This is a genomic window from Rhodanobacter fulvus Jip2, assembly GCF_000264315.1.
GTDB classification, from domain to species: Bacteria; Pseudomonadota; Gammaproteobacteria; order Xanthomonadales; family Rhodanobacteraceae; genus Rhodanobacter; species Rhodanobacter fulvus.
Window position 1 is genome coordinate 73,621 of the sequence record NZ_AJXU01000037.1, and the last position, 14,322, is coordinate 87,942.

Below are 14,322 nucleotides of genomic sequence, written 5' to 3' on the forward strand. Positions count from 1 at the left end.
GATGAAACCCGCCTATGCCACCTACCCCAGCCTCGCCGACCGCGCGGTATTGATCACCGGTGGCGCCAGCGGCATCGGCGCCGCCTTCGTCGAGCACTTCGCGCGCCAGGGCGCGCGGGTGGCATTTCTGGATGTCGATGCCGCCTCGGCACAATCGCTGCTCGACGGCCTGGGCGAGGTAAACCACACGCCGCTGTTCATCGCCTGCGACCTCACCGATCTGGATGCGCTGAAGGGTGCGATCGACCAGGCGCGCGCGCACATCGGCCCGATCGCGGTGCTGATCAACAACGCCGCCAACGACGTGCGCCACGATTTCGCTGCAACCACCACCGCCGATTTCGAGCGCAGCGTGGCGGTGAATCTGCGCCACCAGTACTTCGCCACGCAGGCGGTGGTCGAGGACATGAAAGCGCTGGGCGGCGGCTCGGTGATCTGCCTGGGCTCCACCGGCTGGATGATCAAGAACGCCGGCTATCCGATGTACACGATGGCCAAGGCCGCCATCCACGGCCTGGTGGCGGGACTGGCGCGCGAACTGGGCCAGCACCACATCCGCATCAACTGCCTGGTGCCCGGCTGGGTGATCACCGAAAAGCAGCAACGGCTGTGGCTGGACGCCGAGGGCGAAGCCGACATCGCCCGCAACCAATGCCTGCCCGGCCACGTGATGGCCGACGATCTGGCCCGCGGCGCACTGTTCCTGGCGGCCGACGACAGCCGTATGCTGACGGCAAAAGACGTCATCATCGATGGGGGCTGGGTATGAGTATCGCGGCGCAATCCGTCGTGGCGGCGGACAACCGGTTGGGCGAAGGCGTGCAGTGGTGCCCGCGCACGCAGGCGCTGTACTGGACCGACATCCTCGCCTCGACGCTGTGGCGCTACACGCCGCACGACGGCGCCACGCGCCAGTGGACGATGCCCGAGCGGCTGGCCTCGTTCGCGCTGTGCGAGGCCGACGGCTGGCTGTTGCTGGGACTGGCTTCGCAGCTGGCGTTTTTCCACCTGGACAGCGGCGAGCTGCAACCCATTGTCGATGTGGAGCCGGACCTGCTCACCCGGGTCAACGACGGCGCCTGCGATCGCCAGGGCCGCTTCGTCTTCGGCACCATGCACGAGCCCGAAGGTGATGCGCCGAAACAGGCCATCGGAGGCTTCTATCGGTTGAACACCGACCTGTCGCTGGAACGCCTGCCGCTGCCTTCGGTGGCGATCAGCAACAGCCTTGCCTTCAGCCCCGACGGCGCCACGATGTATTTCTGCGACTCGCCCACCCAGCGCATCCAGTGCTGCGATTACGCAGTTGATGGCCGCCTGGGCACTCCACGCACCTTCGTCGACCTGGCCGGCATCGAAGGCGATCCCGACGGCTCGACCGTGGATGCCGAAGGTGGCCTGTGGAACGCGCAATGGGGCATGTCGCGCGTGGTGCGATATCGCGCCGATGGCCGCGAGGACACCGTGGTGCCGCTGCCCGCCCGGCAGCCGACGCGGCCGGCACTGGGCGGCGCGGCGCTGGACACGCTGTACATCACCAGCGCCCGCGACGGCCTGCCTGCGGATTGCGTGCGCGATGAACCGCGCAACGGCGCGCTGTTCTCGGCGCCCGCCCCTGCGGGCGTGCATGGCCTTGCCGAAGCGCGCTTCGGCGGCAGCCCTTCACTCGGGTGAGCGGTTCGAACCGAGTCGTGCCATGGCCCGACGCGCGGCGCGTGCCGGGCCATGGCGGAACAGCCGTCTAAACGGCTGCTTTGCGCAGCGCCACCGCTTCGGCCCAGCGCGCGGCCACCTTGGGCGAGGTCATGCAGACGGTGGCGTCGGTCACCGTGGTCACCGCACGCTCGAGCAGCTGGATATCGGCTTCGTGCTGGCGTGCCACGTGCGGGTCCTCGAAGAAGATGGCGCGCTGGCAGCGGCGTTCCAGCACCAGGTCGGCGATCTGCGCGTCGCCGCCCATCGGGCCGCTCTGGTAGCGCTGCACCCACGGCTTGTCCTGCGGCCAGCCGCGGCTCCAGGCCAGCTCGTTGAGACGCTGGCCGGTGGTGCCGGTGGCCACGCGGGCGGCAAAGCGCGATAGCAGGTCGAAGTGTTCGGCGGCGAACGCCAGCATCTGCGGCTTCATCGCATCGTGGGCGATCAGCGCCAGCGTATGCGTCTCCAGCGCGTGCAGTTCGTTGGCGCCCGGGTCCGGTGCGAAACCGGCATGGATGCGCTCGATCTCCACCCAGTCGCGCGCCGACGCCACCGTCGAAATGAACGGTTTCTGGTGGATCACGCACTGGCGTTTCAGCGCGATCGCCTCGGGGAAGATCGAGGACGGGTCGACCGGATCGATCAGGTAGATCGCGCCATCCAGTGCGCGCTCCGATTCCTGCAGGCCGACGACCTCCGCCACCAGCTTCATCAAGCCGCCATCGCGGCCGTAGGGATAACGGCGCAGCGCCGGGTAGTTGTTGAGCCAGCCGGCGCGGACGATGGCGTCGCAGGTTCGCCCCACGGCGTGCAGGCCCAGTTCCAACTCACGGATACCCGGCTCGCAGGCACGCAGCCAGCGAAACAACGCCGCATCTTCGTGACCGTGGTGGCGTTGGTTGGCAGCCAGGCCCATACGCATAGTGCTCTCCTTGAACGTGCATCGATTGAGTTGTGCCGGATCCATCGGCCAGCGCTTGGCGCCGCGCCATGGACATCTCGACAGACAGGAAGCTTAACCAACCTGCGTGACAATCGGCACGCCATGGCCGCTCGCTCCCACCGGCCGGCTCGGTGATAATCACCCGATGCCCAGCCCCGCCCGTTTCCTTCGCCTGCCCGCCTGCCTGGTAATCGCCGCGGTCCTGTTCGGCGCGGCACCCGCGCTCATCGCCAGCCCGCAGAGCAGCACGGAGCAGGCCGCCGCCCGCAAGAAGCTGGCCGACGTGCACAGCAGGATGCAGGCCCTGGCCAAGCAGCAATCGGAAACCGCCGCGCGGCGCGAGCAGCTCAACGCGGAACTCGCCAAGCAGGCCACGGCGCTGGCCGTCGCCGCCCGCGCCCTGCGTCAGACCGAAGCGGAGCAGGCGGCCAAACAACAACAGCTCGACGACCTGCAACAACAACGCAGCGCGCTGCAGGAAAAACTGGCGGGGCAGCGTGCCGCCATCGCCGCGCTGTTGCGCGCCACCTATACCCTGGGCCGCGGCTCCGACCTGCGCCTGCTGCTGGGCGACGAGGATGTGGGCCGGATCTCGCGGGCGCTGGTCTACTCGACCTATTTCCAGCGTGACCGGGTCGAACGCGTGCGCCTGCTGATGACCGACCTGGCCCGCCTGCAGGAAGTGGAAACCACCATCACCGCCGAGCAACAAGCCTTGCAGGCGGTGCGCGAAAAGCGCGAGGAACAGGCGCAGACGCTGAAAAAGCAGCGCGCCGCGCAGCAGAAACTGGCGCGCGAGGCCGACGCCACCTACCAGGACCAGGCACAGCGACTGGCCGCGCTGAAAGAGAACGCGCAGGCCTTGAACGCGCTGGTCGACAAGCTGCAAAAGGCCATCGACGAAGCGGCCCGCAAGGCCCGCCAGGCGGCGGCACGCGAGGCGGCGAAACAGAAACGCACCGGCCGCAAGGCGCCGCCGGTGGAAGTGGGCAATGCCGGCGCCAACATCCGCGGCAATCTGCCGTGGCCGGCGGCGGGCGACGTGCACAGCTACGGCAACGGCGTGCTGATCCGCGCCAGCGGTGGCAGCGAGATCCACGCCGTGGCGCGTGGCCGGGTGATCTACGCGGGTTTCCTGCGCGGCTACGGCATGCTGCTGATCCTCAACCACGGCGACGGCTGGATGAGCATGTACGGCAACAACGAAACCCTGCTGCACGGCGTGGGCGACGCGATCGAAGCGGGCCAGGCCATCGGCACCGCCAGCGCGCCCACCGGCGTCAACACCGGCGTGTATTTCGAGCTGCGGCACAACAGCCAACCGGTCGATCCGCGCAGCTGGCTGAGCAAGCACCGTTGACGCCGACGGCGCCGCGCCGCAGGCTGGCCCGAACCGCGTCCCCGGCGACGCACCCCGTTTTCCTGGAGTCTTGCGTCATGCGTGTTTTCCTTCGCGGATCCCTCGCCGGCCTGACCGGCCTGCTGCTGGCCGCACCGCTGCTGGCGCAGACGGCGGCACCGGCGGCCGCCCGCAGCGCCGCCGCCCCGGTCGACCTGCCGGCCACCGCCAGCTCCGCCTCCGGGCCGAATGAGGATGCGATCGACCTGGACGACGTGCGGCGCTTCAGCCGCGTGTATGAAGTGGTGCGCCAGGCCTATGTGGAAAAGGTCGACAACAAGACGCTGATGAATGCGGCGATCAGCGGCATGCTCAGCCAGCTCGATCCGCACAGCGCCTACCTCGACAAGGAAGGCCTGCAACAGCTCAGCGAGGACACCACCGGCCAGTACAGCGGGCTGGGCATCGAGGTGTTGCAGACCGACGGCGGCCTGCACATCGTCACCCCGATCGACGACACACCCGCCGCGCGCGCCGGCATCCAGCCGGGCGACGACATCGTGAAGATCAACGGCACTACCATCGACCCGCAGAATGTCGATGCGATGTTCAAGCAGCTGCGCGGCGAACCCGGCAGCAAGATCAGCCTGACCATCGTGCACGCCAACAGCGACAAGCCGATCGACCTGAACCTGGTGCGCGAGAACATCGCCATCGCCAGCGTCAAGACGCGCGAACTGGAGCCGGGCTACGCCTATATCCGGCTGACCCAGTTCCAGAGCGACACCGCCGCCGACCTGGAAAAGAAGCTGCCCGAACTGCTGCGGAAGAACGGCCCGCTGAAAGGCGCGGTGCTGGACCTGCGCAACAACCCCGGCGGCCTGCTGACCGCCGCCGTCTCGGTCAGCGACGACCTGCTCGACTCAGGTGTGATCGTCACCACCCGCGGCCGCCTGCCCGACGCCAACCTGCGCTTCGCCGCGCACCCGGGCGACCTGCTCGACGGTGCGCCGCTGGTCGTGCTGGTCAACAACGGCACCGCGTCGGCCGCCGAGATCGTCTCCGGCGCGCTGAAGGACAACCACCGCGCGCTGATCATCGGCCAGCGCACCTTCGGCAAGGGCGTGGTGCAAACCGTGCTGCCGCTGGACGCCGACCACGCGGTGAAGATCACCACCGCGCGCTACTACACGCCCAACGGCACCTCGATCCAGGCCAAGGGCATCACGCCCGACATCGTGCTGGCCGATCTGGCAGTGCGCAAGGCCGATCGCGCCACCGGCCCGGTGAACTTCGAATCCGACCTGCCCCATCACCTGGCCAACGAAAAAGCGGTGACGTCCCATGGCGACACCGCCGACGAGGAGGCCAAGCTGGCCACCCAGGATTTCGCGCTGTCGCAGGCGCTGAACGTGCTCAAGGGCATGTCGCTCAACCGCGCTGCGGTCAAGCCGGCACGGTGAAATTCACGCGCCGGGCGATGCCGCCTCGCGCGGCTTCACCAGCCAGCCCACCGCCAGCACGCCGAGCTCGTACAGCAGGCACATCGGGATCGCCAGCATGATCATCGAGGTGATGTCCGGCGGCGTGATGAACGCGGAAATGGCGAACGCGCCGACGACCGCATAGCGACGGCCGCTGCGCAGTTGCTTCACGTCGACCACGCCAACGGCCGCCAGGATCACCACGCCCACCGGCACCTCGAAGCACAGCCCGAACGCGAAGAACATCAGCATCACGAAATCGAGGTAATGGGAGATGTCGGTCATCATCTCCACGCCTTGCGGCGTCACCGCCGTGAGAAAGCGGAACGCGGCCGGCAGCACCAGGAAGTAGGCAAAGGCGCAGCCCAGATAGAACAGCCCCATCGCCGCCACCAGCAGCGGCCGCGCCAGGCGCTTCTCATGCTTGTAAAGACCGGGGCTGACGAACGCCCACAGTTGGTAGAGGATCATCGGCATGCCGAGGAACAGCGCCGCGTAAAAGGCCAGCTTAAGCGGCGTCACGAACGGGCTGGCGACTTCGGTGGCGATCAGGTGCGCCCCCTCCGGCAACCGGGCCACCAGCGGCGCGGCCAGCTCGGTGTAGAGGCGGTTGGCGAAGGGGACCAGCACCAGCAGGATCACCACCACCGCCGCCACCGCCTTGAGCAGGCGCGAGCGCAGTTCGATCAGGTGCGAAAACAGGCCCTGCTGCAGGTCGTCGACGGGATCGTCGGGCGTGGTCATGCGGAGTGATCCCTGTTCGGTTCGGCTGGCGCCGGCGCGTCGAGCGGCAGCTCCGCCTGCACCTGGCTGGACGGATCATCGCCTGCTTCCGTGCCCGTTTCCGCGCCATCCCCGATCGCCGGGGTCTTGGGGCGCACCATCGCCGCCGCTTCGTCCAGCGCACCGGCCAGCGGCTCGCGAACCTTCTGCACGCCGTCATTCAACTGGCTCTGCAGGGCTTCGGCGCGCGCCGCGGCCTCGCGCGCGGTGCGCTTGATCTCCTCGATCTCGAACTCCCGCTCCACCTCGGCGCGCACGTTGTCCCAGCCGCTGCGCACCCGCCGCAGCAAGGCGCCCGCGGTGCGCGCCACGCCGGGCAGCTTCTCCGGGCCCAGCACGATCAATGCAACCAGCGCCAGCAGCACCAGCTTGCCGAAGCTGATCTCGATCATTGCGATGTATCCCGCCGCGCCCGCGCGCGCTTACTTCGATTCGGTGGAATCGGGTTGCTTCTGCTCGGCAGCTTTCTCGGCCGGCGGATCGGCCTGCAGGCGCTGCTCGTCCTTGGACTTGGCCTCTTCACCCTCCAGGCCCTTCTTGAAGTCGCGCATGGCGCCGCCCAGGTCCGAGCCGATGTTGCGCAGCTTCTTGGTGCCGAAGATCAGCACGACGACGATCAGCAGGATGATGAGATGGGTGATGCTCATGGTTTGACCTCAAAACGGCGACGGACAGCGATGTGCCGGAGCGCGCCGCAGCGCCGACGGCTCATCGCTGAGTGTACTCTTCCAGCCGGTCGCGAAAATCGACCACCGGCGCGGGGATATTGCTCACGCCACCTTCGAAGATGCGCCGCGGCGTGATGCCGGGGCCGTAGATGGCGGCATTCGCATCATAATCGATGCGCAGCGCCGAGCCATCCAGCGCCACGCCGGCAAACAGCCCGCGCGTGCGCGAGTAGGAATAGATTTCCGCCTTCAGCTGGCCGTCGGTGGCCGCGCTGGCCGTACGACCGACCGGACCGGCCGCCGCCGACGCATCGGCGCCCAGGGTGAACTTGCCGTTGACGATGGAATCGACGCCGCGCTGGGTGCGAAACACCAGGATCACGTCGGTCGACGACACGCCCGCCTGGAAGCCCACGCTGCCGCCGGTCATGGTGATGAAGCTGGGGTTGGACCAGGTGCCGTCGCGGGTCTTCACCGAGATCAACCCTTCGCCGCGGCGGCCGCCGAAGATGAAGCCGGCCTTGATCATGTCCGGAATCACCGCGATCGCCTTGGCTTCGCGCAGCAGGTCGCTGGGGATGGCCTTGTCCGGCGCCTGCATGATTTCGCCCAGCACGCGCACGGCATTGTTGGCACGGACCAGCGGCGGATCTTCGGCGTGCACGGACACGGCGGGCAGCAGCAGGGCAACGCCGATCACAAGCAGACGATGCAGCGGGATCTTGAACATGGGCTCAGCTCCACGTGGGGTTGGGATGCGGGGCGACGATGGGCGTGCTCACAGCCCGGATGGGCGCTTGTGGCAGACTGCGCGATTGATCGCCTTCGACGCAATCGCCCTCGTCACGATGCCACCCAATTACTATACCGGCCCCACCGGCCATTCCCACACGACCGACGTTCAGTCCGTTCAGACAGCCGTTTTGCTGGTCAACCTGGGCACGCCGACCGCGCCCACCGCGCAGGCGGTGCGACCCTATCTGGCGGAGTTCCTTGGCGACACACGGGTCATCGACTACCCGCGCTGGCTGTGGTGGCTGATTCTGCACGGGGTCATCCTGCGCACCCGACCGGCGCGTTCGGCGCATGCCTACGCGCGGATCTGGACCGAGCGCGGCTCGCCGCTGCGCTTCGAAAGCGAGGCCCTGGCGGCGGCATTGCAGGCCAAGCTGGAGCGTGAGCAACCGGGCACGCTGCGGGTGGCACTGGCGATGCGCTACGGCGAGCCCGCCGTGGCCGATACCATCGCGCAACTGCATCGCGAGGGTGTGCGCCGGCTGCTGGTGTTGCCGCTGTATCCGCAGTATTCGGCCACGTCCACCGGCTCGGTGATCGATGCGGTGGCCGACGCGATGAAGGCGATGCGCTGGCCGCCCGAACTGCGCCTGATCAACGATTATCACGACGATACGGGGCACATCGAAGCACTGGCACGGCGCATCGAACGCTGGTGGGCCGATAACGGTCGCGGCGACAAGCTGCTGCTGTCCTTCCACGGCATCCCGGAGCGCTACGTACGGCTGGGCGATCCCTACGCCGAGCAGTGCCAGGCCACCGCGCGCTTACTGCGCCAGCGCCTGCGGCTGGGCGAGAGCGAACTGCTGGTGAGTTTCCAGTCGCGGGTGGGCCGCGAGCGCTGGCTGCATCCCTACACCGACGCCACCGTGCGCCAGCTGGCGGCCGACGGCGTGAAGTGTCTCGACGTGGCCTGCCCCGGTTTCGCGGTGGATTGCCTGGAGACGCTGGAGGAAATCGCGATGCAGAACCGCGACTTCTTCCTCGCCGCCGGCGGCCAATCGCTGCGCTACATCCCCGCGCTGAACGACAGCCCCGAGCAGATCGACAGCCTGGCCGCGTTGCTGCGGCGCCATCTCCGCGGATGGCCGACATTCGCCAACGACGACGGCGCCGCGTGATCGAACCGCGCGAACGGCGCATCGCGCTGCCGCACCTCACCCTCGCCGCACAGGTCTGGGGCGACGACGCGCTGCCGCCGCTGCTGGCCCTGCATGGCTGGCTCGACAATGCCGGCACCTATGCGCTGCTGGCGCCCCTGCTGGCCACGCGGTTCCAGGTGATCGCGCTGGATCTGCCCGGGCACGGGCACGCCGACCACATGGCGGCGGGCGCGCAGTATCACTATGTGGATTACGTGCGTACCGTGCTGGCCGCCGCCGATGCGCTGGGGCTGGATCGCTACAGTCTGCTGGGGCATTCGCTGGGCGCGGGCATTGCCTCGCTGGTGGCGGCGGCCGCGCCGTCGCGGATCGAACGGCTGTGGCTGGTCGAGGGGCTGGGCCCGCTCGGCGACGATGGCACGCGTACGCTGCAACGCTTTCGCGAGGCGCTGGCGCAGGAACAACCACGCAAGCCGTTGCGGCTGTTCCGCAGCATCGACCAAGCCGTCGACGCACGCCAGATCGCCAGTGGTTTGCGCGGCGATCTGGCGCGACCGATCGTGACGCGCAGCCTCGCAGAGGTCGACGGCGGCTGGCGCTGGCGCAGTGATCCGCGCCTGACCCGGTCCAGCGCCACGCGACTGGCCGAATCGCAGGTACACGCCCTGCTGCAGGGCATCGCCTCACCCACCACACTGCTGCTGGCGCAACCATCGACGTCCTATTTGCCGACGGCGTTGATGCAGGCGCGCATCGACAGCGTCGATGGCATCGTCGTCAGCCACATGGACGGCGGCCACCATCTCCACCTGGAACATCCCGCCGCCGTGGCGACCTGGATCAAGGCCGAGAACGGACCCGCGCGCTAGCATCGGTCACGATCGCCAGCGCACCTGAAGATGCCGCGGCATTCGACCGCGCATCGACACCCGGGCTGCAAGGATGCAGCGACTGGCACATGCCATCGCCGAGGGAGCCCTCATGCCAAACCGTCCCACCGATGATCCGGACGCCCGCGCGAGCTGGCCCCATGTGCTGATCCTGGGCGGCGGCTTTGGCGGGCTCGCCGTGGCGCGGCGGCTGGCCGGCGCGCCGGTGCGCATGACGCTGGTGGACCGGTGCAACCATCACCTGTTTCAGCCGCTGCTGTACCAGGTGGCCACCGCCAGCCTGGCGGCACCCTCCATTGCCGCGCCCTTGCGGCAGATCCTGCGCCAGCAGCGCGATCTCACCGTGCTGCTCGATGAAGTCGTCGGCGTGGACACGTCGGCGCGCGAGGTCATGCTGGCCCACGGCACGCTGCACTACGACATCCTGGTGGTGGCGACCGGATCGACGCACGCCTACTTCGGCCACGACGAATGGGCGCCGTTCGCACCCGCGCTGAAGACACTGGACGATGCCTTCCTGATCCGCCGCCGCGTGTTGCTGGCGTTCGAACACGCCGAACGCGAAACCGATCCGGCGCGGCGTCAGGCCTGGCTGAATTTCGTAGTCGTGGGTGGCGGTTCCACCGGCGTCGAACTGGCGGGCACACTGGCCGAACTGGCACGACGCACCCTGCCGCGCGATTTCCGCCGCAGCGACCCGCGCCGCGCCAGCGTGCGGTTGATCGAGGCCGGGCCGCGCCTGCTGCCCGCGTTCGACCCGCTGTTGTCGGAGCGCGCACGCCGTCAGCTGGAACGCCTGGGCGTGGCGGTTCACACCGGCACGGCAGTCACCGCCATCGACGCACATGGCGTGAACCTGGGCGATCAACGACTGCCGGCGCGCACCGTGCTGTGGGCCGCGGGCGTAGCGGCTTCGCCATTGGGACGCGTGCTGGGCGCGCCGCTGGATCGCGCCGGCCGGGTACAGGTTCGCCCCGACCTCAGCCTGCCGATGCATCCGGAGGTATTCGTCATCGGCGACCTGGCGGACGTGCAACAACCGGGTGGCAAACCGGTGCCCGGCGTGGCACCGGCGGCCAAGCAGATGGGTGAATATGTGGGCACGGCTATCCGCGCACGGCTCGACGGGAGCGACAGCCCCGCGCCATTCCGCTACCGCGACGCCGGCTCGCTGGCCACGATAGGCCGCATGGCCGCGGTGGCCCAGTTTGGCCGTCTGAAACTGTCGGGCTTTGTGGCGTGGGCGGTGTGGCTGCTGGCGCACATCTATTTTCTGATCGGCTTCCGCAACCGGCTGGTGGTGATGCTGGACTGGGCGTGGGCATACTGGACCCACGAACGCCACGCCCGCATCGTCAGCGGCCGCGATGAAGCGGACGAAACGCCGGAAAATCGCTGATTTTCGGGCCTGGATCGCTCAACCGTCACCAACGCAAACGGCCCCTTGCGGGGCCGTCTTTCGGTGCACTGCGCCGCGATCAGGCTTCGGCGAACAGCCCGCGCATCTTCTTCATCGCGTTGGCCTCGACCTGGCGGATGCGTTCGGCCGATACGCCGTACTCATCGGCCAGATCCTGCAACGTCGCCTTGTTGTCGTCGTCCAGCCAGCGGCGCTGGATGATGTCGCGCGAGCGCGCATCGAGTTGCACCAGTGCGTCGGACAAGGCCTGCAGGCGGCTGTCGCTGGCGTCGGCATCGGACACGTTTTCGTACGGATCGGCGCCGTCGTCGATCAGGAACGCGGCCGGTGCGGGCTTGGCGTCCTCGTCGTCGGTCACCGGCTCGAAACCGATGTCGCGGCCGGACAGGCGTGATTCCATTTCGCGCACCGTCGCCTCGGGCACGCCCAGGTCGTTCGCCACCGTGCGCACTTCGGCGGCATTCATCCAGCCCAGCCGCTTCTTGCTCTTGCGCAGGTTGAAGAACAGCTTGCGCTGCGCCTTGGTGGTGGCGACCTTCACGATGCGCCAGTTCTTCAGGATGAATTCGTGCATTTCGGCGCGGATCCAGTGCACCGCGAAGCTGACCAGACGCACGCCCTGGTCGGGGTCGAAGCGCTTGACCGCCTTCATCAGGCCGATGTTGCCTTCCTGGATCAGGTCGGCCAGCTGCAGGCCGTAGCCGCTGTAGCCGCGGGCCACGTGCACCACGAAACGCAGGTGCGACATCACCAGCTTCTTGGCCGCGTCGAGATTGGCGTCCTCGAGATAGTCGCGCGAGAGCGACTGCTCCTCTTCAGAGCTCAGTACCGGGATGCGATGCACGGCGGAAATATAGGCATCCAGACTTCCGACCACGCTCGGCAGCGGGAAGTTGGCGGTTACCAAGGCTTGAGACATGGTTGGAACCTCCAGAATGGCAACAAAGTTTAGCACTCGGTGGGTTGGAGTGCTAAGTCCGGACATTGGTTCCGGACCTTTAATGAACTAGATGGTACATATATTGGCGGACGTTGTCCATCTGCCGAGTTCTTCGCTGCCAGTCTGGCGAGGGTTACGTTCAAAACGCGTCATGCCTGCGTGCCTGGCGTCTTTGCACCACGCACCGTTCGACCGCGCGAAAGCGGGCGCGGCTTGACAGCATGCAACCGGCGCGACCATTCTGCCGGCCATTCCGAGGGGTGCCCACCATAAGCGTGGGCTGAGATAGCGCGAGCTGACCCTTGAACCTGATCCGGGTAATACCGGCGTAGGAACGGGAATCACCACCACGGGCGGCCGGCTGCGGCGCGTCCGTGCGCCGTTGCAGCGTCGCATCCCGGATCTCCATCGAAGGAGGAGATCCATGAACCATCCCGCTGCCGCACCCCTCAGTGTCACCACCGGACCGATCGGCGGTTCGCGCAAGGTCTACATGTCGCCGCCCGCGCATCCCTCCTTGCGAGTGCCGGTGCGCGAGATCGCGCTGAACGATCCGCTCTCGCCCGCGCTGCACGTCTACGATCCCTCCGGGCCGTATACCGACGACACGGTGCAGATCGACCTGGCCGCCGGCCTGCCACCGGTACGCGATGCGTGGATCGCGGCGCGCGGCTTTCCGACCATCGACGGGCGCGCCAGCCGCCCGGAAGACAATGGTGGCGTCGGCCCGGACCGGCTGGTGGCGCCCTGCCCCGCGCACCGCACGTTGCGCCGGGGCGAAGCGGGCCAACCCGTGACCCAGCTGGAGTTTGCCCGCGCCGGGATCATCACCGAGGAAATGATCTACGCCGCCCAGCGCGAGAACCTGGGCCGCACGCAGATGCACGAAGACGCCGCCGCCCGGCTGGCCGATGGCGAAGCCTTCGGCGCGGCCCTGCCCGCCTTCGTCACGCCCGAATTCGTGCGCAGCGAGATCGCATTGGGGCGCGCCATCATCCCGGCCAACATCAACCACGGCGAGCTGGAGCCGATGGTGATCGGGCGCAACTTCCTGGTGAAGGTCAACGCGAACATCGGCAATTCGGCGGTGTCATCCGGCGTGGCCGAGGAGGTCGAGAAACTGGTGTGGGCGATCCGCTGGGGCGCGGACACCGTCATGGATCTCTCCACCGGCCGCAACATCCACAACATCCGCTCGTGGATCATCCGCAACGCGCCGGTGCCGATCGGCACCGTGCCGATCTATCAGGCGCTGGAAAAAGTCGGTGGCGATCCGGCGCGGCTGAACTGGGAGGTTTTCCGCGACACACTGATCGAGCAGGCCGAGCAAGGCGTGGACTATTTCACCATTCACGCCGGCGTGCGCCTGCACCACGTGCCGCTGACCGCGAAGCGGGTCACCGGCATCGTTTCGCGCGGCGGTTCGATCATGGCGCGCTGGTGCCTGAGCCATCACCGCGAGAGTTTCCTGTACGAACACTTCGCCGAGATCTGCCAGATCATGCGCCGCTACGACGTGGCCTTCTCGCTCGGCGACGGCCTGCGCCCCGGCTCGATCGCCGACGCCAACGACGCGGCCCAGTTCGCCGAGCTGGAAACCCTGGGCGAGCTGACCCGGATCGCGTGGGAACACGGCTGCCAGGTGATGATCGAAGGGCCCGGCCACGTGCCGATGCACAAGATCCGGCTCAACATGGACAAGCAGCTGGAGCACTGCGCCGAGGCGCCGTTCTACACGCTCGGCCCGCTGATCACCGACATCGCGCCGGGTTACGACCACATCACCTCGGGCATCGGCGCGGCGATGATCGGCTGGTTCGGCACCGCCATGCTCTGCTACGTGACGCCGAAGGAACACCTGGGCCTGCCCGACCGCGACGACGTCAAGACCGGCGTCATCACCTACAAGATCGCCGCCCACGCCGCCGACCTCGCCAAGGGCCATCCCGCTGCCCAGCACCGCGACAACGCGCTGTCGCGCGCGCGCTTCGAATTCCGCTGGGAGGATCAGTTCAACCTGTCGCTCGATCCCGACACGGCGCGCGCCTACCACGACGCCACCCTGCCGAAGGAGGCGCACAAGGTGGCGCATTTCTGCTCGATGTGCGGGCCGAAATTCTGCTCGATGAAGATCACCCAGGACCTGCGCCGCGAGGTGCGCGAGATGGAGGACGCCGCGGTGCGCGCGGGTATGGACGCGAAGTCGCGCGAGTTCGCCGCGCAGGGCGCCACGCTCTACGTGCCGGCGGCGGAGTGAACGCC

At 67.8% G+C, this 14,322-nt stretch carries 14 protein-coding genes and 1 riboswitch; of the genes, 8 read left to right on the forward strand and 6 right to left on the reverse strand.

Annotated elements, in window-relative coordinates; translation table 11 throughout:
- Nucleotide 1 precedes the first annotated feature (1 nt).
- Both UU9_RS09730 and UU9_RS09735 read left to right on the forward strand, forming a co-directional pair.
- Nucleotides 2-769: an SDR family NAD(P)-dependent oxidoreductase gene (locus UU9_RS09730; RefSeq protein WP_007081579.1), complete on the forward strand. Its 768-nt coding sequence runs from the start codon at nt 2-4 to the stop codon at nt 767-769.
- A complete protein-coding gene (locus UU9_RS09735) occupies nt 766-1,674 on the forward strand; it encodes an SMP-30/gluconolactonase/LRE family protein (RefSeq protein WP_007081580.1) in 909 nt (302 codons plus the stop codon). Before UU9_RS09730 ends, UU9_RS09735 begins: the two co-directional genes overlap by 4 nt.
- A 67-nt stretch (nt 1,675-1,741) precedes the next feature.
- On the opposite strand, the gene UU9_RS09740 is transcribed toward UU9_RS09735, so the two are convergent.
- Complete coding sequence (locus UU9_RS09740) at nt 1,742-2,617, reverse strand: methylglyoxal synthase (protein WP_007081581.1); 876 nt, start codon at nt 2,615-2,617, stop codon at nt 1,742-1,744.
- 166 nt (nt 2,618-2,783) lie between these two features.
- Between UU9_RS09740 and UU9_RS09745 the strand changes: the two genes are divergently transcribed.
- Nucleotides 2,784-3,998 (forward strand): murein hydrolase activator EnvC family protein, encoded by a 1,215-nt coding sequence (locus UU9_RS09745; RefSeq protein WP_007081582.1) that lies wholly within the window; start codon nt 2,784-2,786, stop codon nt 3,996-3,998.
- Between the two features lie 77 nt (nt 3,999-4,075).
- Nucleotides 4,076-5,440 (forward strand): S41 family peptidase, encoded by a 1,365-nt coding sequence (locus UU9_RS09750; RefSeq protein WP_007081583.1) that lies wholly within the window; start codon nt 4,076-4,078, stop codon nt 5,438-5,440.
- A gap of 3 nt (nt 5,441-5,443) precedes the next feature.
- On the opposite strand, the gene tatC is transcribed toward UU9_RS09750, so the two are convergent.
- The 4 genes from tatC to UU9_RS09770 form a co-directional block, all read right to left on the reverse strand.
- Nucleotides 5,444-6,205, reverse strand: coding sequence for a twin-arginine translocase subunit TatC (gene tatC, locus UU9_RS09755; RefSeq protein WP_007081584.1), 762 nt, complete (start codon nt 6,203-6,205; stop codon nt 5,444-5,446).
- Nucleotides 6,202-6,636: a Sec-independent protein translocase protein TatB gene (tatB, locus tag UU9_RS17530; protein WP_007081585.1), complete on the reverse strand. Its 435-nt coding sequence runs from the start codon at nt 6,634-6,636 to the stop codon at nt 6,202-6,204. Before tatB ends, tatC begins: the two co-directional genes overlap by 4 nt.
- A gap of 30 nt (nt 6,637-6,666) precedes the next feature.
- The gene (tatA, locus tag UU9_RS09765; RefSeq protein ID WP_007081586.1) at nt 6,667-6,891 is read right to left on the reverse strand and encodes a Sec-independent protein translocase subunit TatA; all 225 of its coding nucleotides are present in this window, start codon (nt 6,889-6,891) and stop codon (nt 6,667-6,669) included.
- A 61-nt stretch (nt 6,892-6,952) separates the two neighbouring features.
- A complete protein-coding gene (locus UU9_RS09770) occupies nt 6,953-7,642 on the reverse strand; it encodes a lipid-binding SYLF domain-containing protein (RefSeq protein ID WP_007081587.1) in 690 nt (229 codons plus the stop codon).
- A gap of 118 nt (nt 7,643-7,760) precedes the next feature.
- Here UU9_RS09770 and hemH point away from each other — a divergent pair, with 118 nt between their 5' ends.
- The 3 genes from hemH (at nt 7,761) to UU9_RS09785 (ending at nt 11,099) form a co-directional block, all read left to right on the forward strand.
- Nucleotides 7,761-8,828, forward strand: a complete 1,068-nt coding sequence (hemH, locus tag UU9_RS09775) for a ferrochelatase (RefSeq protein WP_040670753.1) — start codon at nt 7,761-7,763, stop codon at nt 8,826-8,828.
- Entirely contained in the window at nt 8,792-9,679 is an 888-nt protein-coding gene (locus UU9_RS09780) for an alpha/beta fold hydrolase (RefSeq protein WP_007081589.1), read from the forward strand. The genes hemH and UU9_RS09780 overlap by 37 nt, the downstream gene beginning before the upstream one ends.
- Nucleotides 9,680-9,791: 112 nt before the next feature.
- A complete protein-coding gene (locus tag UU9_RS09785) occupies nt 9,792-11,099 on the forward strand; it encodes an NAD(P)/FAD-dependent oxidoreductase (RefSeq protein WP_007081590.1) in 1,308 nt (435 codons plus the stop codon).
- 79 nt (nt 11,100-11,178) lie between these two features.
- On the opposite strand, the gene rpoH is transcribed toward UU9_RS09785, so the two are convergent.
- Entirely contained in the window at nt 11,179-12,039 is an 861-nt protein-coding gene (gene rpoH / locus UU9_RS09790; RefSeq protein WP_007081591.1) for an RNA polymerase sigma factor RpoH, read from the reverse strand.
- A gap of 267 nt (nt 12,040-12,306) precedes the next feature.
- A riboswitch (TPP riboswitch) is annotated at nt 12,307-12,412 on the forward strand.
- A 72-nt stretch (nt 12,413-12,484) separates the two neighbouring features.
- Between rpoH and thiC the strand changes: the two genes are divergently transcribed.
- Nucleotides 12,485-14,317 carry a phosphomethylpyrimidine synthase ThiC gene (gene thiC / locus UU9_RS09795; protein ID WP_007081592.1) on the forward strand — a complete coding sequence of 611 codons (1,833 nt, stop codon included), beginning with the start codon at nt 12,485-12,487 and terminating at the stop codon, nt 14,315-14,317.
- Nucleotides 14,318-14,322: the final 5 nt, after the last annotated feature.

Coding starts and splice junctions, on each gene's coding strand:
- UU9_RS09740 (WP_007081581.1), bottom strand. CDS start 2,617: ATGCGTATGGGCCTGGCTGCCAACCAACGCCACCACGGTCACGAAGAT.
- rpoH (WP_007081591.1), bottom strand. CDS start 12,039: ATGTCTCAAGCCTTGGTAACCGCCAACTTCCCGCTGCCGAGCGTGGTC.
- UU9_RS09745 (WP_007081582.1), top strand. CDS start 2,784: ATGCCCAGCCCCGCCCGTTTCCTTCGCCTGCCCGCCTGCCTGGTAATC.
- thiC (WP_007081592.1), top strand. CDS start 12,485: ATGAACCATCCCGCTGCCGCACCCCTCAGTGTCACCACCGGACCGATC.
- UU9_RS09750 (WP_007081583.1), top strand. CDS start 4,076: ATGCGTGTTTTCCTTCGCGGATCCCTCGCCGGCCTGACCGGCCTGCTG.
- UU9_RS09780 (WP_007081589.1), top strand. CDS start 8,792: ATGGCCGACATTCGCCAACGACGACGGCGCCGCGTGATCGAACCGCGC.
- tatB (WP_007081585.1), bottom strand. CDS start 6,636: ATGATCGAGATCAGCTTCGGCAAGCTGGTGCTGCTGGCGCTGGTTGCA.
- UU9_RS09785 (WP_007081590.1), top strand. CDS start 9,792: ATGCCAAACCGTCCCACCGATGATCCGGACGCCCGCGCGAGCTGGCCC.
- UU9_RS09735 (WP_007081580.1), top strand. CDS start 766: ATGAGTATCGCGGCGCAATCCGTCGTGGCGGCGGACAACCGGTTGGGC.
- tatA (WP_007081586.1), bottom strand. CDS start 6,891: ATGAGCATCACCCATCTCATCATCCTGCTGATCGTCGTCGTGCTGATC.
- hemH (WP_040670753.1), top strand. CDS start 7,761: ATGCCACCCAATTACTATACCGGCCCCACCGGCCATTCCCACACGACC.
- UU9_RS09730 (WP_007081579.1), top strand. CDS start 2: ATGAAACCCGCCTATGCCACCTACCCCAGCCTCGCCGACCGCGCGGTA.
- tatC (WP_007081584.1), bottom strand. CDS start 6,205: ATGACCACGCCCGACGATCCCGTCGACGACCTGCAGCAGGGCCTGTTT.
- UU9_RS09770 (WP_007081587.1), bottom strand. CDS start 7,642: ATGTTCAAGATCCCGCTGCATCGTCTGCTTGTGATCGGCGTTGCCCTG.